The 24,909-nt window shown below is 61.0% G+C and carries 21 protein-coding genes and 2 rRNA genes; 4 read left to right on the top strand and 19 right to left on the bottom strand.

Going from position 1 to position 24,909, the window contains the following annotated elements:
* Window positions 1-347: 347 nt before the first annotated feature.
* From clpB to rluD, 3 genes are all read right to left on the bottom strand, one after another.
* Window positions 348-2,912 carry an ATP-dependent chaperone ClpB gene (gene clpB, locus AK81_RS21720; RefSeq protein ID WP_043202368.1) on the bottom strand — a complete coding sequence of 855 codons (2,565 nt, stop codon included), beginning with the start codon at window positions 2,910-2,912 and terminating at the stop codon, window positions 348-350.
* Between the two features lie 249 nt (window positions 2,913-3,161).
* The gene (pgeF, locus tag AK81_RS21725) at window positions 3,162-3,902 is read right to left on the bottom strand and encodes a peptidoglycan editing factor PgeF (RefSeq protein ID WP_043202369.1); all 741 of its coding nucleotides are present in this window, start codon (window positions 3,900-3,902) and stop codon (window positions 3,162-3,164) included.
* Window positions 3,899-4,861: a 23S rRNA pseudouridine(1911/1915/1917) synthase RluD gene (rluD, locus tag AK81_RS21730; RefSeq protein ID WP_043202406.1), complete on the bottom strand. Its 963-nt coding sequence runs from the start codon at window positions 4,859-4,861 to the stop codon at window positions 3,899-3,901. The genes pgeF and rluD overlap by 4 nt, the downstream gene beginning before the upstream one ends.
* A gap of 147 nt (window positions 4,862-5,008) precedes the next feature.
* Here rluD and AK81_RS21735 point away from each other — a divergent pair, with 147 nt between their 5' ends.
* A complete protein-coding gene (locus tag AK81_RS21735) occupies window positions 5,009-6,028 on the top strand; it encodes an outer membrane protein assembly factor BamD (RefSeq protein ID WP_043202370.1) in 1,020 nt (339 codons plus the stop codon).
* 94 nt (window positions 6,029-6,122) lie between these two features.
* Window positions 6,123-6,353, top strand: coding sequence for a PP0621 family protein (locus AK81_RS21740; protein ID WP_016484789.1), 231 nt, complete (start codon window positions 6,123-6,125; stop codon window positions 6,351-6,353).
* 158 nt (window positions 6,354-6,511) lie between these two features.
* On the opposite strand, the gene thiO is transcribed toward AK81_RS21740, so the two are convergent.
* The 5 genes from thiO to AK81_RS21765 are packed head-to-tail and all read right to left on the bottom strand — an operon-like array spanning window position 6,512 to window position 9,315.
* Window positions 6,512-7,609: a glycine oxidase ThiO gene (gene thiO, locus AK81_RS21745; RefSeq protein WP_043202372.1), complete on the bottom strand. Its 1,098-nt coding sequence runs from the start codon at window positions 7,607-7,609 to the stop codon at window positions 6,512-6,514.
* A gap of 54 nt (window positions 7,610-7,663) precedes the next feature.
* Window positions 7,664-8,053: a type IV pilin protein gene (locus AK81_RS21750; RefSeq protein WP_043202374.1), complete on the bottom strand. Its 390-nt coding sequence runs from the start codon at window positions 8,051-8,053 to the stop codon at window positions 7,664-7,666.
* A 1-nt stretch (window position 8,054) separates the two neighbouring features.
* Complete coding sequence (locus AK81_RS21755) at window positions 8,055-8,498, bottom strand: hypothetical protein (RefSeq protein WP_043202377.1); 444 nt, start codon at window positions 8,496-8,498, stop codon at window positions 8,055-8,057.
* Window positions 8,495-9,136: a PilW family protein gene (locus AK81_RS21760; RefSeq protein ID WP_043202379.1), complete on the bottom strand. Its 642-nt coding sequence runs from the start codon at window positions 9,134-9,136 to the stop codon at window positions 8,495-8,497. The genes AK81_RS21755 and AK81_RS21760 overlap by 4 nt, the downstream gene beginning before the upstream one ends.
* Window positions 9,133-9,315 (bottom strand): prepilin-type N-terminal cleavage/methylation domain-containing protein, encoded by a 183-nt coding sequence (locus tag AK81_RS21765; protein ID WP_043202381.1) that lies wholly within the window; start codon window positions 9,313-9,315, stop codon window positions 9,133-9,135. Before AK81_RS21765 ends, AK81_RS21760 begins: the two co-directional genes overlap by 4 nt.
* A gap of 109 nt (window positions 9,316-9,424) precedes the next feature.
* On the opposite strand from AK81_RS21765, the gene AK81_RS21770 reads away from it, so the two are divergent.
* Window positions 9,425-9,922: a GspH/FimT family pseudopilin gene (locus tag AK81_RS21770; RefSeq protein ID WP_043202383.1), complete on the top strand. Its 498-nt coding sequence runs from the start codon at window positions 9,425-9,427 to the stop codon at window positions 9,920-9,922.
* 165 nt (window positions 9,923-10,087) lie between these two features.
* Here AK81_RS21770 and ispH read toward each other — a convergent pair whose 3' ends face one another.
* The 6 genes from ispH to murJ all read right to left on the bottom strand — a co-directional run bounded on the left by ispH (window position 10,088) and on the right by murJ (window position 17,423).
* Window positions 10,088-11,035, bottom strand: coding sequence for a 4-hydroxy-3-methylbut-2-enyl diphosphate reductase (gene ispH / locus AK81_RS21775; protein ID WP_043202385.1), 948 nt, complete (start codon window positions 11,033-11,035; stop codon window positions 10,088-10,090).
* A 14-nt stretch (window positions 11,036-11,049) separates the two neighbouring features.
* Complete coding sequence (gene fkpB / locus AK81_RS21780) at window positions 11,050-11,487, bottom strand: FKBP-type peptidyl-prolyl cis-trans isomerase (RefSeq protein ID WP_019473245.1); 438 nt, start codon at window positions 11,485-11,487, stop codon at window positions 11,050-11,052.
* On the bottom strand, window positions 11,480-11,995 hold the full coding sequence (gene lspA, locus AK81_RS21785; RefSeq protein ID WP_043202388.1) for a signal peptidase II: 516 nt from the start codon (window positions 11,993-11,995) through the stop codon (window positions 11,480-11,482). The genes fkpB and lspA overlap by 8 nt, the downstream gene beginning before the upstream one ends.
* The gene (gene ileS, locus AK81_RS21790; RefSeq protein ID WP_043202391.1) at window positions 11,988-14,819 is read right to left on the bottom strand and encodes an isoleucine--tRNA ligase; all 2,832 of its coding nucleotides are present in this window, start codon (window positions 14,817-14,819) and stop codon (window positions 11,988-11,990) included. Before ileS ends, lspA begins: the two co-directional genes overlap by 8 nt.
* On the bottom strand, window positions 14,816-15,766 hold the full coding sequence (gene ribF / locus AK81_RS21795; RefSeq protein WP_043202393.1) for a bifunctional riboflavin kinase/FAD synthetase: 951 nt from the start codon (window positions 15,764-15,766) through the stop codon (window positions 14,816-14,818). The genes ileS and ribF overlap by 4 nt, the downstream gene beginning before the upstream one ends.
* A gap of 118 nt (window positions 15,767-15,884) precedes the next feature.
* Window positions 15,885-17,423, bottom strand: a complete 1,539-nt coding sequence (murJ, locus tag AK81_RS21800) for a murein biosynthesis integral membrane protein MurJ (RefSeq protein WP_043202395.1) — start codon at window positions 17,421-17,423, stop codon at window positions 15,885-15,887.
* A gap of 250 nt (window positions 17,424-17,673) precedes the next feature.
* Between murJ and rpsT the strand changes: the two genes are divergently transcribed.
* Entirely contained in the window at window positions 17,674-17,952 is a 279-nt protein-coding gene (rpsT, locus tag AK81_RS21805) for a 30S ribosomal protein S20 (protein ID WP_003247625.1), read from the top strand.
* Window positions 17,953-18,175: 223 nt separating this feature from the next.
* Here rpsT and AK81_RS21810 read toward each other — a convergent pair whose 3' ends face one another.
* The 5 genes from AK81_RS21810 to AK81_RS21830 all read right to left on the bottom strand — a co-directional run.
* Window positions 18,176-20,476, bottom strand: a complete 2,301-nt coding sequence (locus AK81_RS21810) for a PqiB family protein (protein ID WP_043202397.1) — start codon at window positions 20,474-20,476, stop codon at window positions 18,176-18,178.
* Entirely contained in the window at window positions 20,469-21,092 is a 624-nt protein-coding gene (locus tag AK81_RS21815; RefSeq protein WP_043202399.1) for a paraquat-inducible protein A, read from the bottom strand. The genes AK81_RS21810 and AK81_RS21815 overlap by 8 nt, the downstream gene beginning before the upstream one ends.
* Complete coding sequence (locus tag AK81_RS21820) at window positions 21,079-21,738, bottom strand: paraquat-inducible protein A (RefSeq protein ID WP_043202401.1); 660 nt, start codon at window positions 21,736-21,738, stop codon at window positions 21,079-21,081. Before AK81_RS21820 ends, AK81_RS21815 begins: the two co-directional genes overlap by 14 nt.
* 264 nt (window positions 21,739-22,002) lie before the next feature.
* Window positions 22,003-22,118, bottom strand: a 5S ribosomal RNA gene (rrf, locus tag AK81_RS21825).
* 140 nt (window positions 22,119-22,258) lie between these two features.
* Window positions 22,259-24,909 (bottom strand): 23S ribosomal RNA (locus tag AK81_RS21830); the annotation flags it as partial.

The following is a 24,909-nucleotide window of genomic DNA, read 5'->3' on the forward strand; positions in this document are numbered from 1 at the left end:
TGCTTTCGCTTTGTCGCTGCTGAGGCCGGCTATTCTACATTCTTCGTTTTGCTTGTCAACCACTTTTTTTCATTCAACTTACTGATTTGTAAGTTGTTTTGCGGTCACCGATGTTGCTGGTGATTCGCTTAGTGCCTGACAACGCGGCGTATATTAGGGTCACTCGAATTTTGATGCAAGCAAAAATTTCAAAAATTTCAGCAAGTTATCCTGAATTCCCCGGAAGCCCCGGTTTTACTGGGTTGTGCCGGCCTCTTCGCGGGAAAACCCGCTCCCACAGGGGCCCCACAGCGCCTGTGAAGAGGCAAAAAAAAGCCCCGCAAAAGCGGGGCTCATGGTGAAGCAAATTACCCAAAGACGATTTCGTCGCCTTCCACCGTCGCGGTAATCGACGTACCCGGTACAAACTGGCCAGCCAGAATCAGCTGCGCCAGCGGGTTTTCGATCCAACGCTGGATAGCACGCTTCAGCGGCCGTGCGCCGTACACCGGGTCGTAACCCACGGCAATCAGCTTGTCCAACGCCTCCGGGCTCAGGCTCAGCGACAGTTCGCGCTCCAGCAGACGGCTGCGCAGGCGGCCCAGCTGGATCTCGGTAATGCCGGCGATCTGCTCGCGGCCCAGTGGCTCGAACACCACCACTTCGTCGATACGGTTGATGAACTCCGGACGGAAGTGCGCGCCCACTGCATCCATCACCGCCGCACGCTGTGCCTCGCGGTCGCCTACCAGTTCCTGGATCTGCGCCGAGCCCAGGTTGGAGGTCATCACGATCACGGTGTTGCGGAAGTCCACGGTGCGCCCGTGGCTGTCGGTCAGGCGGCCGTCTTCCAGCACCTGCAGCAGCACGTTGAACACATCCGGGTGGGCTTTCTCCACCTCATCCAGCAGCACCACCGAGTAGGGCTTGCGCCGTACGGCCTCGGTCAGGTAACCGCCCTCTTCGTACCCTACGTACCCTGGTGGTGCACCGATCAGGCGAGCCACGGAGTGTTTCTCCATGAACTCGGACATGTCGATGCGCACCATTGCCTCTTCGGTGTCGAACAGGAACTCGGCCAGCGCCTTGCACAGCTCGGTCTTGCCCACACCGGTTGGGCCGAGGAACAGGAACGAACCACTTGGCCGGCTTGGGTCAGACAGCCCGGCACGCGAGCGGCGCACGGCGTTGGCCACGGCGGTTACCGCCTCGTTCTGGCCGATCACGCGTTGGTGCAGCAGCGCTTCCATTTTCAGCAGCTTCTCGCGCTCGCCTTCCAGCATCTTGGACACTGGGATACCGGTCCACTTCGACACCACCTCGGCAATTTCTTCCTCGGTCACCTTGTTGCGCAGCAACTGGTTTTCGGTCTTGCCGTGCTGGTCGACCATCTGCAGGCTGCGCTCCAGGTCGGGGATTACCCCGTACTGCAGCTCGGCCATGCGGCTCAGGTCGCCTTTGCGACGGGCGGCTTCCAGTTCCTGGCGGGCCTGTTCGATCTTTTGCTGGATCTGCGCAGAGCCCTGCACTTCAGCCTTTTCCGATGCCCAGATTTCTTCCAGGTCGGAATATTCACGCTCCAGCCGCTCGATTTCTTCGGTCAGCTTCTCGAGGCGTTTTTTCGCCGCTTCGTCTTCTTCCTTCTTCAGCGCCTGCGATTCCACCTTCAGCTGGATCAGGCGGCGATCAAGGCGGTCGAGCACTTCCGGCTTGGAGTCGATCTCCATGCGGATGCGGCTGGCCGCTTCGTCGATCAGGTCAATCGCCTTGTCCGGCAGCTGGCGGTCGGTGATGTAGCGGTGGCTGAGCTTGGCCGCTGCGATGATGGCACCGTCGGTGATGGCCACCTTGTGGTGCACTTCGTAGCGCTCTTTCAGGCCACGCAGGATCGCGATGGTGTCTTCCTCGCTCGGCTCCTCTACCAGCACCTTCTGGAAGCGGCGCTCCAGGGCGGCGTCCTTCTCGATGTACTGGCGGTACTCGTTCAGCGTGGTGGCGCCAACGCAGTGCAGCTCGCCGCGCGCCAAGGCTGGCTTGAGCATGTTGCCGGCGTCCATGGCGCCCTCGCCTTTGCCGGCGCCGACCATGGTGTGCAGTTCATCGATGAACAGGATGATCTGGCCTTCCTGCTTGGACAGCTCGTTCAGCAGCGATTTGAGGCGTTCTTCAAACTCGCCGCGGTACTTGGCACCGGCAATCAGCGCGCCCATGTCCAGCGCCAGCAGGCGCTTGCCCTTGAGGCCGTCAGGCACTTCACCATTGATGATGCGCTGGGCCAGGCCTTCGGCGATGGCGGTTTTACCCACGCCAGGCTCACCGATCAGCACCGGGTTGTTCTTGGTACGGCGTTGCAGCACCTGCACGGTACGGCGGATTTCGTCGTCACGGCCGATCACCGGGTCCAGCTTGCCTTCTTCGGCACGCTTGGTGAGGTCGACGGTGTACTTGTCCAGCGCCTGGCGCGACTCTTCGGCGTTGGGGTCATTCACTGCCTCACCGCCACGCAGGTTGGTGATGGCGTTTTCCAGGGCCTTCTTGCTCACGCCCTGGCTCAGCAGCAGCTTGCCGAGCTTGCTGTTCTCGTCCATGGCAGCCAGCAACACCAGTTCGCTGGAAATGAACTGGTCGCCCTTCTGCTGGGCCAGGCGGTCGGCCTGGTTAAGCAGGCGCGCCAGGTCCTGCGACATGTTCACGTCGCCGGTGGGGTTCTGGATTTTCGGTAGCTGGTCGAGCTCTTTCACCAGTGCCTGGCGCAGGGTGTTGATGTCGAAGCCAACCTGCATCAGCAGCGGCTTGATGGAACCGCCCTGCTGTTCAAGCAGTGCCTGCATCAGGTGCACGGGCTCGATGGCTGGGTGGTCCATGCCAACGGCCAAGGATTGAGCATCGGATATTGCTAATTGCAGCTTGCTGGTCAAACGGTCTATTCGCATGGTGTACCTTCCTTTAAAGGGCAGGTCGGAGCGATGGACAGCGCCTGTTTATGAAGAAACCTGCCTGAGATGACCTTATAGATAAGGCTGATTCTGGAAGATTCAAGCGTAGCGGGGTTGACCGGGGTCAACCTGTTGGATTAACGGGGGCCATTCGCGGGCATGCCCGCTCCCACAGGTACACCACCGCCTTCAAAGGTTGCGAATTCTCTGCGGGAGCGGGCGAGCCCGCGAAGAGGCCGGTGCAGGCTAGCGAGGTTGCAGCCACACCAGGGAAGCAAACCGCCCACCCTGCGGGGTACGGCGATAGGAGAAGAACCGCGCATCACTGACCGTGCACAAGCCGCCGCCATACACGGCAGTTACGCCAAGGGCAGCCAGGCGAATGCGCGCCAGCTCGTAGATATCCGCCATCAGCTTGCCTGGCCGTTCGCCGTCGACAAATGCCCGGGCGGCTTGCGGGTGCACGGCGGTAAAGGCATCACGCACTTCCAGCCCCACTTCAAAAGCCTGTGGGCCGATGGCCGGGCCCAACCACACCAGCACCTCTTCAGGCGGCAGTGCCAGGCGGTCCAAGGTGGCTTCCAGCACGCCGCCGGCCAACCCGCGCCAGCCAGCATGTGCCGCCGCCACGCGAGTACCGGCACGGTCGCAGAACAGCGCAGGCAGGCAATCGGCGGTCATCACGGTACAGGCAATGCCTGGCTGGTCGGTCCAGCTGGCGTCGGCCTCGGCCACCACGGCCGGGTCGGCATTCGCCACCACCAGCCCATGTACCTGCTTGAGCCAGGCCGGCTGGATCGCGAACGTGTCGCTGAGGCGACGGCGGTTCTCGGCAACGGCAGCAGGGTCGTCCCCTACGTGGTCGCCAAGGTTGAAGGTTTCGTAGGGCGGCAGGCTGACGCCGCCCTGACGGGTGGTGACACAGGCGCGAACCGAGGCCGGGGCCGGCCAGTCGGGAAACAGCAGCGACTGCGTCAGGCCACTCATCCGATAAAGCTCTCGCGGTCTTCGTTCAGCAGCGACAGCAACCAGAGGAAGTCATCAGGCAGTGGCGATTCCCACTTCATGATTTCACCGGTGATCGGGTGCGCCAACGCCAGGAAGCGCGCATGCAGCGCCTGGCGCGGGAAGGTTTTCACCGCCTCGACCATGGTTGGGCTGGCAGCCGGTGGAATGCGGAAGCGCCCACCGTACGTCTGGTCGCCGACCAGCGGGAAACCAACATGGGCCATGTGCACACGAATCTGGTGGGTACGGCCGGTTTCCAGCTTCACCCGTACGTGGGTGTGCGAGCGGAAGCGCTTGAGCACGCGGTAGTGGCTGACCGCCGGCTTGCCGCCGTCGGTGACTGCCATGCGCTGGCGCATACCGCCGTGGCGGCCGATAGGGGCGTCGATCTTGCCACCGGAAGTGACCACACCAATCACGATGCACTCGTAGATGCGGCTGACTTTGCGGCTTTGCATCTGCTCGACCAGTCGGGTCTGCGCCTGCAAGGTCTTGGCGACCACCATCAGGCCGGTGGTGTCTTTATCCAGCCGGTGAACGATACCGGCGCGCGGTACGTTGACGATGTCTGGCACGTGGTGCAGCAGCGCATTGAGCAGCGTACCACTGGCATGACCGGCGGCCGGATGCACAACCAGCCCGGCAGGCTTGTTGATTACCATGATGTGGTCGTCTTCGTAGACGATATCCAGTTCGATATCTTCTGCGATCCACTCGCCCTGGGCCTCTTGCTCGGCCTGCAGTGCTAGCAGCGAGCCACCATAGACGGTGTCTCGAGGGCGCACAACGGCGCCATCGACCGTCAGGCGGCCCTCTTTGATCCACGAAGTAAGCCGCGAACGCGAGTACTCAGCGAACAATTGGGCGGCGACCTGGTCGAGGCGTTGGCCGCCCAGTTCGGACGGTACCTCTGCGCTAAGTTGAATGATCTCGGACATGCTCGATTCGGCGGGCGCACAGCCTTTGGTTTCGGCTGCGAGCTTGTGGTTAAATACGGCTTCTTTTGTCCCGGGGTTGGCCGGGGCGCTCATCATAACAGGACGGCACCGCCCAAGACAGCGGCCGTCAAAGGGACGCAAGCCGCCATGCAAGTGAAACACCTGCTGCTGATCGCCATCCTCGGGCTTACCGCGGCCTGTTCCTCTAATAAAGAGGTCATTGACGAGAACCTCAGCGAAGCCGAGCTGTACCAGCAGGCGCAAGCTGACCTGGACAACTCCAGCTACACCAGCGCCGTGAACAAGCTCAAGGCCCTGGAATCGCGCTACCCGTTCGGTCGCTATGCCGACCAGGCGCAGCTCGAGCTGATCTACGCCAACTACAAGAACTCCGAGCCCGAGGCTGCCAAGTCGGCTGCCGAGCGCTTCATCCGCCTGCACCCGCAGCACCCGAACGTCGACTACGCCTACTACCTGAAAGGCCTGACCTCGTTCGACCAGGACCGCGGCCTGCTGGCGCGCTTCCTGCCGCTGGACATGACCAAGCGTGACCCGGGTGCCGCCCGCGACTCGTACAACGAGTTTGCCCAGCTGACCAGCCGCTTCCCTACCAGCCGCTACTCGCCCGACGCCAAGCAGCGCATGATCTACCTGCGCAACCTGCTGGCCTCGTACGAAATTCACGTGGCCGACTACTACCTGGGCCGCCAGGCTTATGTGGCCGCCGCCAACCGTGGCCGCTACGTGGTAGAGAACTTCCAGGAAACCCCATCGGTCGGCGACGGCCTGGCGGTGATGGTCGAGGCGTACCAGAAGATGCACCTGGACGAACTGGCCGCCACCAGCCTGGAAACCCTCAAGCTCAACTACCCGGACCACCCGAGCCTGGTCGACGGCGAGTTCCAGCCCAAGCAGACCGAGTCTGACGGGCGCGGCTGGCTGTCCAAGGCCACCCTGGGCCTGATCGAAACCGACACCCCGCTGCCGCCGGGCGAAACCCGCGCCAACCAGGACGTGGTCAAGCAGTTCCAGGACGCGCGTGACGAGATGCCGCAAGAGCTGCTGCCGAAAGACGAAAACGGTGATTCGATCGTGCCAGAAGGCCCGAAAGAAGCCGAAAAAGACCGTTCCTGGTTCAGCTACATGACCTTTGGTCTGTTCGACTGACACACGGCGGTAAATGAAAGGGAGGCCTTGGGCCTCCCTTTTTTATTGGCCGCGTCCTAGACTGTCAGCTTCTTCAATCGACAAGCTGGACACCATGGTTCGCCTACTTTTCTGGATCGCCCTGATCGCCGCCGCGTTCTGGCTGTGGCGCAAGTTCAAAGTCAGCCAACAGTCGCACCCCGAGGCGAAACTGGATGCACCACTGCAGATGGTGCGCTGCGCCCATTGCGGCGTGCACCTGCCCAACGACCGGGCGCTGCAGCAGGGCAAAGAGTGGTATTGCAGCCAGGCGCACCTGCAGCAAGGCCCAGGCCGCCAGGGCTGAACACAAAGCCTTTGTAGGAGCGGCCTTGCAGGGGCGCCGGACCGGTCGGATAGGGCCGCAAAGCGGCCCCGGCAATATCAGCTTTGATGCAGAAATCCTGGGGCTGCTTTGCAGCCCTTTCGCGACGCAAGGCCGCTCCTACAAGGGATCGCGTAACTTCAGCTCAACCGCGTTGCTGGCGCATACGGCGCCGGGTCGATGATTGGCTCGGCCCCGGTCAGCAAGTCGGTAAACAGCTGACAGGAAGCCGGCGCCAGCACCAGCCCGTTGCGGTAGTGACCGCAGTTCAGCCACAACCCCTCGTACCCTGGCACCGGCCCGATGTAGGGAATACCCTCCGGCGAGCCCGGCCGCAGCCCCGCCCAGTGCCCCACCACCGTGGCCCCTTCGAGCCCTGGCAGCAACTCCACCGCCGATGCCTTCAGGCTTTCCAGCGCATCTTCGGTCGGGGTCTTGTCATACCCGGCATGTTCCAGCGTGCTGCCAACCAGAATGTGGCCATCCCGCCGCGGGATCGCATAGCGCCCTTTGGCCAGCACCATGCTCGGCAAAAAGTCCTCAGCGCACTTGAACAGGATCATCTGGCCCTTCACCGGCTCTACCGGCAGTTCAAGGCCAAGGGTACGCAGCAGGTCGCCACTCCAGGCGCCAGCACTGAGCACCACCTCATCCGCCGCCAGTACGCCTTCGGCGGTCTGCACACCGGTCACGCGCCCGCCCTGCTGAACAAAGCCGGTGATCTGGCAGTTTTCGCGCAAGGTGACGTTCGGCAGCGCCAGCAGCGCGGCCTTCAGCGATTTCACCAGGCGCGGGTTGCGCACGTTGGCCACACCGGCCATGTAGATGGCGCGCTTGAAGCCCGGGCCCAGCACCGGCACTGCGTCGTAGGCTGCCGAGATATCCACGGCACTTAGCGGCCGCTGCTCACGCTCGGCCCAGGCCAGCGCTTCGGCTTCGTCATCCAGGTCGAGCCAGTACAGGCCCGTGGTGTGCACTTCGGGGTCGACGCCGGTGCTGGCGAACAAGCGCTCGCCCAGCTGTGGATAAAAGTCCTGCGACCAGTGCGCCAGGGCGGTGACTGCGGCGCTGTAGCGCCACGGGTACAGCGGCGAAACGATGCCACCACCGGCCCACGACGACTCACGGCCGACTTCGCCCTGATCACACACCACCACCTGCCCGACCTTCGCCGCCAGGTTGAACGCCGTCAGCAGGCCGATCACCCCGCCGCCGACCACCACTACTTGCTTGCTCATCTGTCGATCCAACACCTGAAGTAAAACCGCGATGCACCGGGCATCATTCAACCTTCAGCTTCCCCAGCAGTGCTCGCTGCCACCAACGGCACCCGGATTGCGCTGCACGCCGGCCTGGTCGAGCTGGAAATCGCCACAGCGGTCCTGCGCCATCAGCCCATGGGGCAGCCGCCGGGCGCGCAGCGTGAAGGTGTCGCTGTCGCGCTGGGCCTGCAGGCTGTAGTAGCGGGTACCGTCGGGCAAGGCCGGGTCGCCCTCGGCATATTGGCCGGTGCGCACACGGTGGCGCTCCAGGCGCAGGGCGGCATCATGCAGCAGGCCAACCACTTCGCTGCGTGCGGCTCGCCGAAGCTGGTCGCTGTAACTGGGGTAGGCAATGGCTGCCAGAATGCCGGTCACGGCCAGCACAATCAACAACTCGATCAGGCTCAAGCCTTGCTGCATGTCAGTCTCCTCTCAGTCTTTGCCGCCAGGTGATGCGCCGGGTTGTGTCGCCGGCCACGGCGTAGACGGCTTCCAGTACGTGCCGTGACTGGGTTTGCTTGCTGACAGCGGTTATCCGGAACAGGGTGGCCTGGGCGCGCTTACTCGGGCCAAGATTCTGCAGGTGGAAATAGCCATGTTGCGTGCCCTGCCACTGCCCGGTCAGATCGTGCGGTCGAGCGGGTGGCATGCACGCGGCACACAGATCAGGAGGTGCACGCTTGAGCTCGCCCTCCCCTGCTTGCAACACAGCCTCAGCTTCTTCGAGCGCCAGCAGACCATCGCGCATGTGGCCGGTCATTCGTGCTTCCATCAAGGCATTGCTCAGGGCCGAGGTCGCCAGCAAACCGAGCAGCAGGCTCAGTACCAACGCCGACAGCAGCACGACACCGCGTTGACGCTTCATGGCCGCGGCACAGGGTTGCGCAGCGCCACACTAAGCGCATGGCGTTGTTCGAGTTTGAGGGTGGGCTCGTATAACGTCAGCGTGATGTCTACCCTCTCCCCCCGCGGCGTTTGCACACGTTCGAAGCGCGCCTCTCGCACATTCTCGACCAGCGGTTGGAAGTTGCCTTTTCGCTTGAACCTCAGCCTGTTGTCATGGAACTGGTAGACGTACTGGCTTATGGGAAACGTCAGTGGGTAGCCCTCTATTGGCTTTTCATCCACGCGCACTTTTTCGATGCAGTCCGTCTGCAAAACCCAGTCACCCTTGCCAGCCTGTCCGGGCAACTCCGCCACAACCAGGCTGAGGGTAGTGGCTTCAACCTCCAGGGGGCGGGCGAAAGCCTGCCGCGCGGCCGGGTCCTCGAAGTCGCCAGGCTTTATCTGCAGGCACCCAAACATCCCCGCCATACGGATATCCTGCGCCATGCGCAGCAATGCAAGTCGCGCCTCATCCTGCATGCGTACTGCCGTACTTTGCAGGCGCCAGGTCTGGTGTGCCGAAGCGAAGAGCTGACCGGCCGCAGCAAGCAGCATCAACCCGATGGCCAGCGCCATCACCATCTCAAGCAAGCCGAACCCACCCTGGCAGCGCCTCATCGCCGCCTCCGCTCATGCTCGCTGTGCGTGGCCAATGCCGCCTGTCCATCGCGACGCGCGCTGTCTACAGCCTGCAATGCCTGCAACTGCATCGCTGCCGTTGCGAACATGCCCACGGCCACAACCACGACTGCCAACAACACTTCCAGGAGCGTCATGCCCCGTTGCCTTGCGTGCATCCCTGCACCTCCCGCGACTTTTCCCGCAATAGCCTTGAAACCAGCCGACTAGACCGCCTGGCCAGCGAACGTGAAGCTATAGCCAAGCACTTCCAGGGAGGAATGCACGGTGAAGCAACGAGGCGTAACACTGATTCAAATGTTGTCGGCCTTGGCCGTGGCCGTATTGCTGACACAGCTCGGCGTGCCGGCCTACGCCAGGATGAGCGACGACCTACACCGGGCAGCAGCGACCCGCGATTTGGCGCAGGCACTGCGCAGTGCGCGCAGCCACGCCATGCTGCAAAGCCAGCCGGTGCTGGTGCAGGCGCTGGACGGTAATTGGGGGAATGGTTGGCGGGTGGTGCTGGAGCACAACCAGCAGATGCTGCGCGAGCAGCGCCTTTCGAGGCCGCTGAAGATTACGAGCAATCGCGGGGAGCAGTTCAAGTTCAGTGCGCTGGGCGTTCCACTGGGGCCGACCAACAATTGGCTGGGTGCAACCCTGGAAGTTTGCGAACGCTTGACTCCAACCAGCCAATATCGAGTAAGGCTGGCATCAACCGGCAGGGTCAGGGTACTCACGGGAGAGCCCGAAGACTCCCAATGCAGAAACAATACTCACTAGCCTACGCGGTTATTGTAGGAGCGGCCTTGTGTCGCGAAAGGGCCGCAAAGCGGCCCCGACAATATCAGCTCTAACGCTGAGATCCTGGGGCTGCGTTGCAGCCCTTTCGCGACACAAGGCCGCTCCTACACACAACAGTTCCCACAGTGGGAACTGGCAGCGCCGTCAGATCAGCGAGCGAACCCGCAGCTCTTTGGGCATCGAGAAGGTGATGTTCTCTTCACGCCCGTCCAGCTCTTCAGCACCCGTAGCGCCCCAGGCCTTGAGCTGCTCGATCACGCCACGCACCAGCACTTCAGGGGCCGAAGCACCGGCAGTGATGCCGATGCGTGCTGCCTGTTCAAACCAGCCCTGTTGCAGGTCCTCGGCACCATCAATCAGGTAGGCCGGGGTGCCCATGCGCTCGGCCAGCTCGCGCAGGCGGTTGGAGTTGGAGCTGTTCGGGCTGCCGACTACCAGCACCACGTCGCACTCCCCCGCCAGTTGCTTGACGGCGTCCTGGCGGTTCTGGGTGGCGTAGCAGATGTCGTCCTTGCGCGGGCCGCCGATGTTCGGGAAGCGCGCACGCAGGGCGTCGATGACGCGGCTGGTGTCGTCCATCGACAAGGTGGTCTGGGTCACGAAGGCCAGGTGGTCAGGGTCGCGCACCTGCAGCTTGGCAACATCATCTTCGTCTTCGACGAGGTAGATGGAACCGCCGTTGCTGGCGTCGTACTGGCCCATGGTGCCTTCGACTTCCGGGTGCCCTTCGTGGCCGATGAGAATGCACTCACGGCCGTCGCGGCTGTACTTGGCCACCTCGATGTGCACCTTGGTCACCAGTGGGCAGGTGGCATCGAACACTTTCAGGCCACGGCCAGCCGCTTCCTGGCGTACTGCCTGGGAAACACCGTGGGCACTGAAGATGACGATGACATCGTCCGGCACCTGGTCCAGCTCTTCGACGAAGATGGCACCGCGGTTGCGCAGGTCTTCCACCACGAACTTGTTGTGCACCACTTCGTGACGCACATAGATCGGCGGGCCGAAGACTTCCAGCGCACGGTTGACGATCTCGATCGCCCGGTCGACCCCCGCGCAGAAGCCGCGAGGGTTGGCGAGTTTGATTTGCATGCTCGGCTCCAGGCTTACAGGGCCTTCACCTCGAGGATCTCCACCTCGAAGGTCAGGGTCTTGCCAGCCAGTGGGTGATTGAAGTCGATGGTCACCTGGTCGTCATCAAACGCTTTGACCACACCCGGCAGCTCGGCGTTGGCGGCATCGTTGAAGATGATCAGCAGCCCGTCGGACAGCTCCATGCCCTCGAAGTTGGACCGCGGCATGACTTGCACGTTTTGCGGGTTGGGCTGGCCGAAGGCGTTCTCCGGGGCCACTACCACAGTACGCTTGTCGCCGGCCTTGAAGCCGAACAGCGCGCTTTCGAAGCCCGGCAACAGGTTGCCATCGCCAACCTTGAAGGTGGCCGGGGCTTTGTCGAACGTGCTGTCGACGGTGTCGCCGTTTTCCAGGTGCAGCGCGAAGTGCAGGGTGACTTCGGTGTTCTGGCCGATACGGGTGTCAGTCATGGACCGGATCCTCGGACTTCTTGCTCTTGAACATATCCAGCGCCAGCATCACCGCACCAACGGTGATGGCGCTGTCGGCCACGTTGAAGGCCGGGAAGTAATGGCGGTTTTGCCAGTGCACCAGGATGAAGTCGACCACATGGCCCAGCACGACGCGGTCGTACAGGTTGCCAATGGCGCCACCCAGCACCAGTGCCAGCGCCACGGCCAGCCAGGTCTCGTTGCGCCCCAGGCGCTTGAGCCACACCACCAGCACGGCACTGACCACCACGGCGATCAGGGCGAACAGCCAGCGCTGCCAGCCAGCGCCATCCGCGAGGAAGCTGAAAGCGGCGCCGGTGTTGTAGGCCAGGGTCCAGCTGAAGTAGTCAGGGATGACCACAATCTGTTGGTACATGGTCAGGGCGTTGTTGAAATACAGCTTGGTGGCCTGGTCGAGGACCAGGACCAGCACGCTCAGCCAAAGCCATGCAAGGCGCCCGAAGCGCCCCACTGCCGGGTTAGGCATAGTGACGCACCTCGCCCGAACCGGTCAGGTTGTCGACGCAACGGCTGCAGATTTCCGGGTGCTCCGGGTGGCTGCCAACGTCGGCGCGGAAGTGCCAGCAACGGCCGCACTTGGCGTGGCCGGACTTGACCACTTTCAGCTTGAGGCCTTCGACTTCGGTGGCCACGGCGTCTGCCGGCGCTTGCACGAACGGCACCACGCTGGCGGCCGAGGTAATCAGCACAAAGCGCAGCTCGTCGCCCAGCTTGCCCAGGTCGGCGCTCAGGCCTTCGTCGGCGTACAGGGTGACTTCGGCCTGCAGGTTGCCGCCGATGACCTTGGCGGTACGCTGGTTTTCCAGCTCCTTGTTGACCGAGGCCTTCACCGCCATGACGCGGTCCCAGTAGGCGCGGTCCAGCTCGGTGCCTTCCGGCAGCTCGCTCAGGCCCTGGTACCAGCCGTTGAGCATTACCGACTCGTTGCGCTCGCCCGGCAGGTACTGCCAGATTTCGTCAGCGGTGAACGCCAGGATCGGCGCGATCCAGCGCACCAGCGCTTCGCTGATGTGGTACAGCGCAGTCTGGCAGGAACGGCGGGCGACACTGTTGGCGCCGGTGGTGTACTGGCGGTCCTTGATGATGTCGAGGTAGAAGCCGCCCAGCTCCTGTACGCAGAAGTTGTGCACCTTGGAGTAGACGTTCCAGAAACGGTACTCGCTGTAGTGCTCTTCCAGCTCGCGCTGCAGCAGCAGGGTACGGTCCACGGCCCAGCGGTCCAGTGCCAGCATGTCTTCCGGGGCCAGCAGGTCGCGGGCCGGGTCGAAGCCGGACAGGTTGGACAGCAGGAAGCGCGCGGTATTGCGGATACGGCGGTAGGCGTCGGCGCTGCGCTGCAGGATCTGCTCGGAAACCGCCATTTCACCGGAATAGTCGGTGGCCGAAACCCACAGGCGCAGGATGTCGGCACCCAGGGTGTTGTTGACCTTTTCCGGCTCGATGGTGTTGCCCAGCGACTTGGACATCTTGCGGCCGTTCTCGTCCACGGTGAAGCCGTGGGTCAGCAGCTCGCGGTACGGCGCGTGGTTGTCGATGGCGCAACCGGTGAGCAACGACGAGTGGAACCAGCCACGGTGCTGGTCGGAGCCTTCCAGGTACAGGTCGGCGACCGGGCCGGTGGCGTGGCCGATGTCGTGCGAGCCACGCAGCACGTGCCAGTGGGTGGTGCCGGAGTCGAACCACACGTCCAGGGTATCGGTGATCTTGTCGTACTGGCCCGCTTCTTCACCCAGCAGTTCGACGGCATCCAGCTTGAACCAGGCCTCGATACCTTCTTGTTCAACGCGCTTGGCCACCGCTTCCATCAGTTCGACGGTACGTGGGTGCAGCTCGCCGGTCTGCTTGTGCAAGAAGAACGGGATCGGCACGCCCCAGTTGCGCTGACGCGAGATGCACCAGTCAGGGCGGTTGGCGATCATCGAATGCAGGCGCGCCTGGCCCCAGGCCGGCACGAACTTGGTCTCTTCGATGGCTTTGAGGGCGCGCTCACGCAGTGGCTCGCCAGTGCTTGGCTGCTTGTCCATGCCCACGAACCACTGCGCGGTGGCGCGGTAGATCAACGGGGTCTTGTGGCGCCAGCAGTGCATGTAGCTGTGGCTGATGGTTTCGGTGTGCATCAGCGCACCGGCTTCGCTCAGTTTCTCGACGATGGCCGGGTTGGCCTTCCAGATGAACTGGCCGCCGAAGAACTCCAGCGACTCGACGTACACGCCGTTGCTCTGCACCGGGGTGAGGATGTCGTCGTTGACCATGCCGTAGCGCTTGCAGGTGACGAAGTCGTCTTCACCGTAGGCAGGCGCGGAGTGAACTACACCGGTACCGGCGCCCAGTTCGACGTAGTCGGCCAGGTAGACAGGCGACAGGCGGTCGTAGAACGGGTGGCGGAAGTTGATCAGCTCCAGGGCCGAACCCTGGGCAGTGGCGATGACCGAGCCTTCCAGGTTGTAGCGCTTGAGGCACGACTCGACCAGCTCTTCGGCCAGCACCAGCAGACGCTCGCCAGTATCGACCAGGGCATACTTGAACTCCGGGTGGATGTTCAGCGCCTGGTTGGCGGGGATGGTCCACGCGGTGGTGGTCCAGATCACGATGGCGGCTGGCTTGGCCAGCGCCTCCAGCCCGAAGGCGGCAGCCAGCTTGGCCTCATCGGCAACCGGGAAGGCCACGTCGATGGTCTGGGATTTCTTGTCGGCGTACTCGACTTCCGCTTCAGCCAGGGCCGAACCGCAATCGAAGCACCAGTTCACAGGCTTGAGGCCCTTGAACACGAAACCTTGCTTGACCATCTCGGCCAGGGCGCGGATTTCACCGGCCTCGTTGGCGAAGTTCATGGTCTTGTACGGGTTGTCCCACTCACCCAGCACACCCAGGCGAATGAACTCGGTCTTCTGCCCTTCGATCTGCTCGGCGGCGTACTCGCGGCACAGCTCGCGGGTGCGGTCGGCAGACAGGTGCTTGCCGTGGGTAACCTCGACCTTGTGTTCGATCGGCAGGCCATGGCAGTCCCAGCCCGGTACATACGGCGCATCGAAGCCGGACAGGGTCTTGGAGCGGACGATCATGTCCTTGAGAATCTTGTTCAGCGCATGACCGATGTGAATCTTGCCGTTGGCATAGGGCGGGCCGTCGTGCAGGACGAACTTGGGACGATCCTTGCCAATTTCGCGCAGCTTCTGGTACAGGCCAATGCTGTCCCAGCGCTGCAGGATCTGCGGTTCGCGCTGAGGCAGGCCGGCCTTCATGGGGAAGGCGGTGTCCGGAAGGTTAAGCGTGGCTTTGTAGTCGGTCATTTCAGGCTCTTCGTTAGCGGTTGAGCGTGCCAATGTGCACGTGCGGCGGCGATATCCGCATCGATCGCCGACTTCAGCGCCTCCAGGGAGGCGAATCGCTGCTCTTCACGCAGCTTGTGGTGGAACTCCACCGTCAGACGCCGGCCATACAGGTCGCCGGCAAAATCGAGAAGATGAATCTCCAGGTGCGGGCGCCCATCACCGGCAACGGTGGGACGCACGCCAATATTGCCTACACCCGGCCAGGCCTTGCCGTCGATTTCGATGCTGGCCAGGTAAACCCCGGACAGCGGCACGCGGCGGCGCTTGAGCTGGATGTTGGCGGTAGGTGTGCCGAGCTGGCGGGCCAGCTTCTGGCCATGCAGCACGCGGCCAGTGATGCTGTAAGGGCGGCCCAGCAGGTGCTCGGCCAGCTCGAAGTTACCTTCGGACAGGGCCTTGCGCACTTCGGTGCTGCTGACCCGCAGGCCGTCCTGGATGACCGTGTTGGCGGCCTCGACAGTGAAGCCGTACTGCTTGCCGGCCTCGATCAGGAAGGCGAAGTCGCCCGCGCGGTCGCAGCCAAAGCGGAAGTCATCGCCCACTTCGAGGTGGCGCACGCCCAGGCCGTCGACCAAGATGGCCTCGACGAAGGCATCGGCGCTGAGCTTGCTCAGGCGCTGGTTGAACGCCAGGCACAACACCCGGTCGATGCCCTCGGCGGCCAGCAGTTCGACCTTGTCGCGCAGGCGGGCCAGGCGCGCCGGTGCGGTATCGGGGGCGAAGTACTCGCGTGGTTGCGGTTCGAAGATCACCACGCAGGTCGGCAGGCCCAAGGCCTGGCCGCGCTCGCGCAGGCGCGCCAGGATAGCCTGGTGGCCGCGGTGAACCCCGTCGAAGTTGCCAATGGTGGCGACACAGCCCCGGTGCTCGGGGCGCAGGTTGTGAAGACCTCGAACCAGCTGCATAACGCACTTCTTGCTCATAAAGTGGCCGATTATAACCACACCCGGGCGCCGGTGACAGGCAGCAGCGCCCAAGGGCGGCGTGGAATATGAAAAACCGACGCCTGACCCGCCTGAAGCCTCAGTGCAGGGCCTTGCGAGCGAAATGCCGGGGCCGGAAGCCGCACAGGTACAAGCAGCCGAAATACGTCACGACACCTGCCAGGATCAACGCCCCAAGCCGCAGGAAGCGCTCAAGCATGATGCCCTGCTCCCAGGCCGGCATATAGTGCATGCCCGCCAACAGTACTGCCGACATCAGCACCACTGCCAGGACAAGCTTGAGCAGGAACATTGCCCAGCCTGGCTGCGGCTCGAACAACTGCTGGCTGCGCAGCTTCCAGAACAGCAAGCCGGCATTCAGGCAGGCACCGAGGCTGATCGCCAATGCCAGGCCGGCATGTGCAAGCGGGCCGACCAGGGCGAGGTTGAACAGCTGCGTGCAGACCAGGGTGAAAATCGCGATCTTCACCGGTGTACGGATATTCTGCTGCGCATAGAAGCCGGGTGCCAGTACCTTGACCAGAATGATCGCCAGCAAGCCTACGGAATAGGCCATCAGCGCCCGCTGGGTCATGGCCGCATCAAACGCACTGAACTTGCCATATTGAAAGAGCGCAACGGTCAGCGGCTCGGCAAGAATGGCCAGGGCCAGGGTGCAGGGCAGCACCAGCAGGAAGCACAGGCGCAGGCCCCAGTCGAGAATCCGCGAGTACTCTTCGCGGTCCTTGTTGGCGTAGGTCTTGGCCAGGGTCGGCAGCAGGATGGTGCCCAGGGCCACGCCCAGCACGCCTGACGGCAACTCCATGAGGCGGTCGGCGTAATACATCCACGACACCGAGCCGGCCACCAGGAAAGAGGCGAATATGGTGTTGATGATCAGCGAGATCTGGCTCACCGACACCCCGAGAATCGCCGGCAGCATCTGCTTCAGTACCCGCCACACACCCGCGTCCTTGAGGTTAAGACGCGGCAGCACGAGCATGCCGATCTTCTTCAACGCTGGCAGCTGGTACAGCAACTGCGCCAGGCCACCCGCCAGCACGCCCCAGGCCAGGGCCATGATTGGCGGGTTGAAGTACGGCGTCAGCAGCACGGCGAAGGCGATCATCGCTACGTTCAACAGGGTCGGCGTGAACGCCGGTACCGAAAAACGGTTCCAGGTATTGAGGATCGCACCAGCCAGGGAAGACAGCGAGATCAGCAATATATAAGGAAAGGTCACCCGCAACAGGGAGGTGGTCAGCTCGTATTTTTCCGCGTTGTCGACAAAGCCCGGGGCTGTTGCCCACACCACCCACGGCGCCGCGAGGATACCGATGGCAGTCACCAGGGCGAGAACGAGGGTCAGCAGGCCGCTGACATAAGCGATGAAGGTACGTGTCGCCTCCTCGCCCTGCTGGGTCTTGTATTCGGCCAGGATCGGAACAAAGGCCTGAGAAAAAGCGCCCTCGGCGAAAATGCGCCGCAGCAGGTTGGGCAGTTTGAACGCGATGAAGAAGGCATCAGTGGCGACGCCGGCACCAAAGATGCGAGCCAGGATGGTGTCGCGAACGAAGCCCAGCACCCGTGAAATCATGGTGATCGAGCTTACTGCAGCCAGGGATTTGAGCAGGTTCATCGAAAAGATTCACGCCAATGGCAGAGGACGCTGCCAGACAGCGTCCGAATGTGCGATACTCCCGCGCCTTCGCAGGGGAGCCAAAAATTCCCGAGTGTACAGGTCGCGCAGCAGAAAGGAATCTTTCCCTCTTGTTGGCGCACCGCTCGGCGGAACCTTGCAGGTGGCCTTGACAATCGATCTCTTGATCGGCATGATTCGCGGCCTATTTTGTTTGCTATTTACCTAAAGTCTTTCGAGGAGCTCGACGGTGGCCAACACACCTTCCGCCAAGAAACGTGCAAAACAGGCTGAGAAGCGTCGCAGCCACAACGCCAGCCTGCGTTCCATGGTCCGCACCTACATCAAGAATGTAGTTAAAGCCATTGACGCAAAAGACGCCGAAAAAGCGCAAGCCGCTTACGTTCTGGCTGTACCTGTAATCGACCGTATGGCCGACAAAGGTATCATCCACAAGAACAAAGCTGCTCGTCACAAAGGCCGTCTGAATGGCCACATCAAGGCGCTGAAAGAAGCTGCAGCTGCCTAAGCGACGCGCTATTCGAAAAACCGACCCTAGGGTCGGTTTTTTGTTGCCTGCGATTTATGCACCAGCGCCAACCCGCTTTGTGTAGGAGCGGCCTTGTGTCGCGATCGGGCTGCGCAGCAGCCCCTCGGTATTGGCGTCGACACTGATATTGCTGGGGCTGCTGCGCAGCCCGATCGCGACACAAGGCCGCTCCTACACGAAGCAGGGCGGCGTTGGCCTTGAGTTACTTGGCTATCTGAATCTTCGGCGCCCACTGCAGCCAGTCATCCTCTGCCTTGTCGAACAAGGCGAAGGTCTGCTGCGGCCGTGCCGGGTTGCCCATCTGCTCGCCATCCGGCGTAGCAAAAGCAATACCGCCATCGATCAGGGTTTCCACCGACTCGGTACGCACCGTAGCCCCCTTGAACAGCCCCCAGTCGAAACCGAAGCCACTGCTGTTCCAGAAGCGGCTGCCACCGCGTACCAACGCTGCATAACGCGGCTCGATAAGGATATGGATGAGCACGCGGTCAGCGCTCTGGCCCAACTCGAAGCCCGTTACCTTGCCGACCGCAACCTCACGGTAAGTCACTGGCACACCCGGCTTGATCGAACCACGGCGCGGGGCACTGAGCGTCAATGGCAAGCCCACCTCCGGCCCAGCCACTTGCGGGGCATCGGCCAAGGCGATGAAATCGCGCTGCGGGCCACGGTCCTTGGCTGCCGGCTGCACCTCCAGGTACTGCCCGCCAATCAGGGTGTCAAGGTTCTCGGTGCGCACCAGGCCCAAGGCTGGCTTGACCACCCAGAACTGCGTACCGGCACGGGCAATACGGCCCGCCGCCTCGGTGATACGTGCCCGCAGCAGCACTGCCTGCAAGTCATCGGTCAGGTCGACGCTCTCGATACTGCCCACATCCAGGCCACGGAAGCGGATCGGAGTACCCGGCTTCAGGCCATCCGCACGGTCTACACGAACGGTGATCAAGGTACCCGCGCGGTTTACCGCTTCCTGGCTGTCATGCAGGCGGAAGCGCGGAATGTGGCGTTTCAACGCCACGTCGGGCCGTGGCGTGTCGAACGCAATACCGCCGGCCATCAGCGTTTGCAGTGACTCACTCTTGATCTTGATGCCCGACAGCCCGCCGGTCAGGGTAATGCCACTGACGTTCCAGAAGCGCGAAGAGCCGTTGACCAGCTTTTCGTATTCCTTCTCGATATGCACACCGATCAGGATACGGTTGCTGTTACGAGCAAACTGATAGCTCTGCACGCTACCCACCTTGACCTGGCGGTACATCACCGGGCTGCCGATTTCCAGCGAGCCCAGGGTATCGGCGAACAGCACCATGTGCAGGCCCGGCGCCTTGAGGTCAAGCGGCGGCGCCTTGGCGCGGGCCTCGAACTCACGCTCGGGCCGTTCGCCCTTCTCACCTGGGCGAATGGCGATGTAGTTACCTTTGACCAGCGCTTCCAGGCCGGTGATACCTGCCAGGGAAATCGACGGTTTGACCACCCAGAACTGCGTGCCCTCGACCAGGTAGTCCTCGGTCAGCGGGTCAAGCGTCAGCTCGGCCGATGCGCTGGACAGGTTGTCTTCCATCTTCAGGGCCTTCAACGAGCCCACCTGGATGCCCTTGTACATGACCGGCGTGCGGCCTGCCTGCAGGCCCTCGTAATCGCTCAGCTTCACCTTTACCCGGATACCCGCCTGGGCGGCGTCGAAGTCTTCATACAGGCGGAACGGCAGGCTCGGGTCGGTGGGCGGGCTGTCCTTGCGGTATTCCGGTGTGGCAAAGGCGATACCACCGGCCACGATGCTCGACAGCGACTCGCTGCGCACCTTCACACCTGACAGCGAAGCATCGATGCTGACGCCGCTGGCGTTCCAGAAACGCGTGTGCTTGCGCACCAGGCTGGCGTAAGCAGGCTCGATGAACACCTTGATCTCGACGGTGCTCTGGTCCTCGGACAGGCGATAGCTTTTCACCCGACCCACCTGGATCTGCTTGTAAAAAATTGGGCTGTCACGGTTAAGCGAACCCAGCCTGTCGGCTTTGAGGGTCAGATGCAGACCAGGCTCCGAATCCGAGAGCGGCGGCGCTACCTTCAGCGCGGTAAAGCGCTTGGTACGCTCCCCCTCCCCCGGGCTGACGGCGATGTAGTTACCCGACACCAGTGTTTCAAGGCCGGTAATACCCGCCAGGCTGACACTCGGCTTCACCAGCCAGAAGCGCGTGCCCTTGGTCAGGTGTGGTTCGGCGTCCTTGTTCATCTCGATGGTGGCGATCACCCCTTGATTGTCGCCCTGGGCGTCAAGCACCAGGCTTTTCACTTTGCCTACCGGCATGCCCTTGTAGATGACTTCGGTCTTGTTGGCGACGATGCCCTCGCCCGACTCGAAGCGGACTTCAATTTCCACGCCGGCCGCGCTGTAGGCCTGCCACGCGAGCCAGCCTCCGATCATCAAGGCGATCAAAGGCAGGATCCAGATGGCCGACCAGTTCGAGGCTGGGCGGGTTTTAGCCGTTGGCAGGTCACTCATGGTCGTCATCCGACTCCGTGTTATCCCAAATCAGTCGGGGATCGAAAGTTAAAGCGGCAAGCATTGTCAGGATCACCACAGTTGCGAAGGCGACAGCGCCCAGATTGGCTTCGACACTGGCTATTCTGCCGAAATTCACCACTGCCACCAGGATGGCGATGACGAAGATATCCAGCATGGACCAGCGCCCAATGAATTCGATGAAGCGGTACATCCATATCCGTTGCCGCGCCGAAAGCGGCTGGCGACGCTGAACGGAGTACAACAGCAAGCCAATGCCCACCAACTTGAACGTGGGCACCAGGATACTGGCAATGAACACCACGGCGGCAATGGGCACCATGCCGTGCTTGAGCAAGGTGACGACGCCGGACATGATCGTGTCAGGGCTGCCCTGCCCGAGCGTACTCACGGTCATGATCGGCAGCAGGTTGGCCGGTATGTACAGGATCGAGGCGGCAATCAGCAGCGCCCAGGTACGCACGATACTGTTCGGGCGGCGAGCATGCACAATGGCGCCGCAGCGCGTGCAGGTCTGCGAAGTGCTATCTGGCACTTGCCTGTTCAGTTCATGACATTCATTGCAGACAACAATGCCTGCATCAATCGCCCGCATGCAGGTCCTCCCCCGATAGCGCACTCCAGATCTGGTGCGGTGACATCACCACTTCAAGCCATACCTGGACCAATAACAGACTGATGAAGCAGAACAGCCCCAGGCCCACGGTCAGTTCGGCCAGGTCCACCAGCTTGACGATGGCCACCAGCACACCCATGAAATAGACCTCGAGCATGCCCCAGTCACGCAAGTGGTGATAGATGCGATAGAACAGCAGGCCGAAGTTACGCCCCACGTTCAAGCGGATACTCAGCAGTACCGCCAGCTGGCAGAGCAGTTTTGCCAGGGGGATGGCCATGCTGCATAGGAATACGACTACCGCTACACCCCGCATCTGCGAATTGTACAGGCCCAGTACGCCGCTCCAGACCGTATCGTCAGAGGTCTGGCCAAGCAGGTGCAGCTGCATGATCGGTAGAAAATTGGCAGGTACGAACAGCAACAGCGCGGTCAGTACCAGTGCCAGGCTGCGATTGACTACATTGTGCCGGTGGGCATAGAGCTCGTAGCCGCAGCGTGGGCATAGGGCTTTTTCATCGTGCTGGAGCACAGGCTTGCGCAGCAGCAGGTCGCATTCGTGACAGGCGACAAGCTCGTCCAACGGCAATTGGGCCAGGGCTTCGGGTTCGACAGGATTGGGCATATAGCGCTTCTGGATAGGTGCGTGGGCCTATTCTAGTGCTCTGGCTCGCATTGTGGGAGGCGACTTACCAGAAGGGATAAGCGATTCCTGTAGGAGCAGCCTTGTGCTGCGAAGAGGCCATTGCAGCCAAAGATATCTTTAGCCTTACCGGCCTCTTCGCAGCGCAAGGCTGCTCCTACACGGGTTCGGGCAGGGCTTGGGATTTTTTAGCCGGAAAGACAAAACCCCTACCTGCATGCGCAGATAGGGGTTTTGCGAAATGAATCTTGACGATGACCTACTCTCACATGGGGAAACCCCACACTACCATCGGCGATGCATCGTTTCACTACTGAGTTCGGGATGGGATCAGGTGGTTCCAATGCTCTATGGTCGTCAAGAAATTCTGTAGCCAGAATGTCCAGATGGACAGCCCAGCGAATTCGGATATGTGATATTTGTGGTTTGTTGCGAACTTTCGGTTCGTATCATCTTCACCACCACAATTTGGCGCCTTACGCTCAAATTGCTTGGGTGTTATATGGTCAAGCCTCACGGGCAATTAGTATTGGTTAGCTCAACGCCTCACAGCGCTTACACACCCAACCTATCAACGTCGTAGTCTTCGACGGCCCTTTAGGGGATTCAAGATCCCAGTGAGATCTCATCTTGAGGCAAGTTTCCCGCTTAGATGCTTTCAGCGGTTATCTCTTCCGAACATAGCTACCCGGCAATGCCACTGGCGTGACAACCGGAACACCAGAGGTTCGTCCACTCCGGTCCTCTCGTACTAGGAGCAGCCCCTCTCAAATCTCAAACGTCCACGGCAGATAGGGACCGAACTGTCTCACGACGTTCTAAACCCAGCTCGCGTACCACTTTAAATGGCGAACAGCCATACCCTTGGGACCGGCTTCAGCCCCAGGATGTGATGAGCCGACATCGAGGTGCCAAACACCGCCGTCGATATGAACTCTTGGGCGGTATCAGCCTGTTATCCCCGGAGTACCTTTTATCCGTTGAGCGATGGCCCTTCCATACAGAACCACCGGATCACTAAGACCTACTTTCGTACCTGCTCGACGTGTGTGTCTCGCAGTCAAGCGCGCTTTTGCCTTTATACTCTACGACCGATTTCCGACCGGTCTGAGCGCACCTTCGTACTCCTCCGTTACTCTTTGGGAGGAGACCGCCCCAGTCAAACTACCCACCATACACTGTCCTCGATCCGGATAACGGACCTGAGTTAGAACCTCAAAGTTGCCAGGGTGGTATTTCAAGGATGGCTCCATGAGAACTGGCGTCCCCACTTCAAAGCCTCCCACCTATCCTACACAAGCAAATTCAAAGTCCAGTGCAAAGCTATAGTAAAGGTTCACGGGGTCTTTCCGTCTAGCCGCGGATACACTGCATCTTCACAGCGATTTCAATTTCACTGAGTCTCGGGTGGAGACAGCGCCGCCATCGTTACGCCATTCGTGCAGGTCGGAACTTACCCGACAAGGAATTTCGCTACCTTAGGACCGTTATAGTTACGGCCGCCGTTTACCGGGGCTTCGATCAAGAGCTTCGCTTGCGCTAACCCCATCAATTAACCTTCCGGCACCGGGCAGGCGTCACACCCTATACGTCCACTTTCGTGTTTGCAGAGTGCTGTGTTTTTAATAAACAGTCGCAGCGGCCTGGTATCTTCGACCGGCATGGGCTTACGGAGCAAGTCCTTCCTGTGTCGGTTTGGGGTACGGTTCCCAGTTATCTGAAGCTTAGGAGCTTTTCTTGGAAGCATGGTATCAACCACTTCGTCGCCTAATGGCAACTCGTCATCAGCTCTCGGCCTTAGAATCCCGGATTTGCCTAAGATTCCAGCCTACCACCTTAAACCTGGACAACCAACGCCAGGCTGGCCTAACCTTCTCCGTCCCTCCATCGCAATAACTGGAAGTACAGGAATATTAACCTGTTTTCCATCGACTACGCTTTTCAGCCTCGCCTTAGGGACCGACTAACCCTGCGTCGATTAACGTTGCGCAGGAAACCTTGGTCTTTCGGCGTGCGAGTTTTTCACTCGCATTGTCGTTACTCATGTCAGCATTCGCACTTCTGATACCTCCAGCAAGCTTCTCAACTCACCTTCACAGGCTTACAGAACGCTCCTCTACCGCATCACCTTCTCCGTCCCTCCATCGCAATAACTGGAAGTACAGGAATATTAACCTGTTTTCCATCGACTACGCTTTTCAGCCTCGCCTTAGGGACCGACTAACCCTGCGTCGATTAACGTTGCGCAGGAAACCTTGGTCTTTCGGCGTGCGAGTTTTTCACTCGCATTGTCGTTACTCATGTCAGCATTCGCACTTCTGATACCTCCAGCAAGCTTCTCAACTCACCTTCACAGGCTTACAGAACGCTCCTCTACCGCATCAGCTTCTAAGCCAACCTCCTAGCTGTCTAAGCCTTCCCACATCGTTTCCCACTTAACCATGACTTTGGGACCTTAGCTGACGGTCTGGGTTGTTTCCCTTTTCACGACGGACGTTAGCACCCGCCGTGTGTCTCCCATGCTCGGCACTTGTAGGTATTCGGAGTTTGCATCGGTTTGGTAAGTCGGGATGACCCCCTAGCCGAAACAGTGCTCTACCCCCTACAGTGATACATGAGGCGCTACCTAAATAGCTTTCGAGGAGAACCAGCTATCTCCGAGCTTGATTAGCCTTTCACTCCGATCCACAGGTCATCCGCTAACTTTTCAACGGTAGTCGGTTCGGTCCTCCAGTCAGTGTTACCTAACCTTCAACCTGCCCATGGATAGATCGCCCGGTTTCGGGTCTATACCCAGCGACTAAACGCCCTATTAAGACTCGCTTTCGCTACGCCTCCCCTATTCGGTTAAGCTCGCCACTGAATATAAGTCGCTGACCCATTATACAAAAGGTACGCAGTCACCTAACAAAGTAGGCTCCCACTGCTTGTACGCATACGGTTTCAGGATCTATTTCACTCCCCTCTCCGGGGTTCTTTTCGCCTTTCCCTCACGGTACTAGTTCACTATCGGTCAGTCAGTAGTATTTAGCCTTGGAGGATGGTCCCCCCATATTCAGACAAAGTTTCTCGTGCTCCGTCCTACTCGATTTCATTGATAAGAGATTTTCGTGTACGGGGCTATCACCCACTATGGCCGCACTTTCCAGAGCG

The organism is Pseudomonas putida W15Oct28, assembly GCF_000708715.2.
In the GTDB taxonomy this organism is placed as follows: Bacteria; Pseudomonadota; Gammaproteobacteria; order Pseudomonadales; family Pseudomonadaceae; genus Aquipseudomonas; species Aquipseudomonas putida_R.

What these genes read in the sequence shown, in the direction of transcription:
- ispH (WP_043202385.1), bottom strand. Translation starts at nt 11,035, where the DNA reads ATGCAAATCAAACTCGCCAACCCTCGCGGCTTCTGCGCGGGGGTCGAC.
- AK81_RS21760 (WP_043202379.1), bottom strand. Translation starts at nt 9,136, where the DNA reads ATGAGGCGCTGCCAGGGTGGGTTCGGCTTGCTTGAGATGGTGATGGCG.
- lspA (WP_043202388.1), bottom strand. Translation starts at nt 11,995, where the DNA reads ATGCCTAACCCGGCAGTGGGGCGCTTCGGGCGCCTTGCATGGCTTTGG.
- ileS (WP_043202391.1), bottom strand. Translation starts at nt 14,819, where the DNA reads ATGACCGACTACAAAGCCACGCTTAACCTTCCGGACACCGCCTTCCCC.
- AK81_RS21820 (WP_043202401.1), bottom strand. Translation starts at nt 21,738, where the DNA reads ATGCCCAATCCTGTCGAACCCGAAGCCCTGGCCCAATTGCCGTTGGAC.
- murJ (WP_043202395.1), bottom strand. Translation starts at nt 17,423, where the DNA reads ATGAACCTGCTCAAATCCCTGGCTGCAGTAAGCTCGATCACCATGATT.
- fkpB (WP_019473245.1), bottom strand. Translation starts at nt 11,487, where the DNA reads ATGACTGACACCCGTATCGGCCAGAACACCGAAGTCACCCTGCACTTC.
- rluD (WP_043202406.1), bottom strand. Translation starts at nt 4,861, where the DNA reads ATGTCCGAGATCATTCAACTTAGCGCAGAGGTACCGTCCGAACTGGGC.
- AK81_RS21740 (WP_016484789.1), top strand. Translation starts at nt 6,123, where the DNA reads ATGGTTCGCCTACTTTTCTGGATCGCCCTGATCGCCGCCGCGTTCTGG.
- pgeF (WP_043202369.1), bottom strand. Translation starts at nt 3,902, where the DNA reads ATGAGTGGCCTGACGCAGTCGCTGCTGTTTCCCGACTGGCCGGCCCCG.
- thiO (WP_043202372.1), bottom strand. Translation starts at nt 7,609, where the DNA reads ATGAGCAAGCAAGTAGTGGTGGTCGGCGGCGGGGTGATCGGCCTGCTG.
- ribF (WP_043202393.1), bottom strand. Translation starts at nt 15,766, where the DNA reads ATGCAGCTGGTTCGAGGTCTTCACAACCTGCGCCCCGAGCACCGGGGC.
- clpB (WP_043202368.1), bottom strand. Translation starts at nt 2,912, where the DNA reads ATGCGAATAGACCGTTTGACCAGCAAGCTGCAATTAGCAATATCCGAT.
- AK81_RS21750 (WP_043202374.1), bottom strand. Translation starts at nt 8,053, where the DNA reads ATGCAGCAAGGCTTGAGCCTGATCGAGTTGTTGATTGTGCTGGCCGTG.
- AK81_RS21755 (WP_043202377.1), bottom strand. Translation starts at nt 8,498, where the DNA reads ATGAAGCGTCAACGCGGTGTCGTGCTGCTGTCGGCGTTGGTACTGAGC.
- AK81_RS21765 (WP_043202381.1), bottom strand. Translation starts at nt 9,315, where the DNA reads ATGCACGCAAGGCAACGGGGCATGACGCTCCTGGAAGTGTTGTTGGCA.
- AK81_RS21735 (WP_043202370.1), top strand. Translation starts at nt 5,009, where the DNA reads ATGCAAGTGAAACACCTGCTGCTGATCGCCATCCTCGGGCTTACCGCG.
- AK81_RS21810 (WP_043202397.1), bottom strand. Translation starts at nt 20,476, where the DNA reads ATGAGTGACCTGCCAACGGCTAAAACCCGCCCAGCCTCGAACTGGTCG.
- AK81_RS21815 (WP_043202399.1), bottom strand. Translation starts at nt 21,092, where the DNA reads ATGCGGGCGATTGATGCAGGCATTGTTGTCTGCAATGAATGTCATGAA.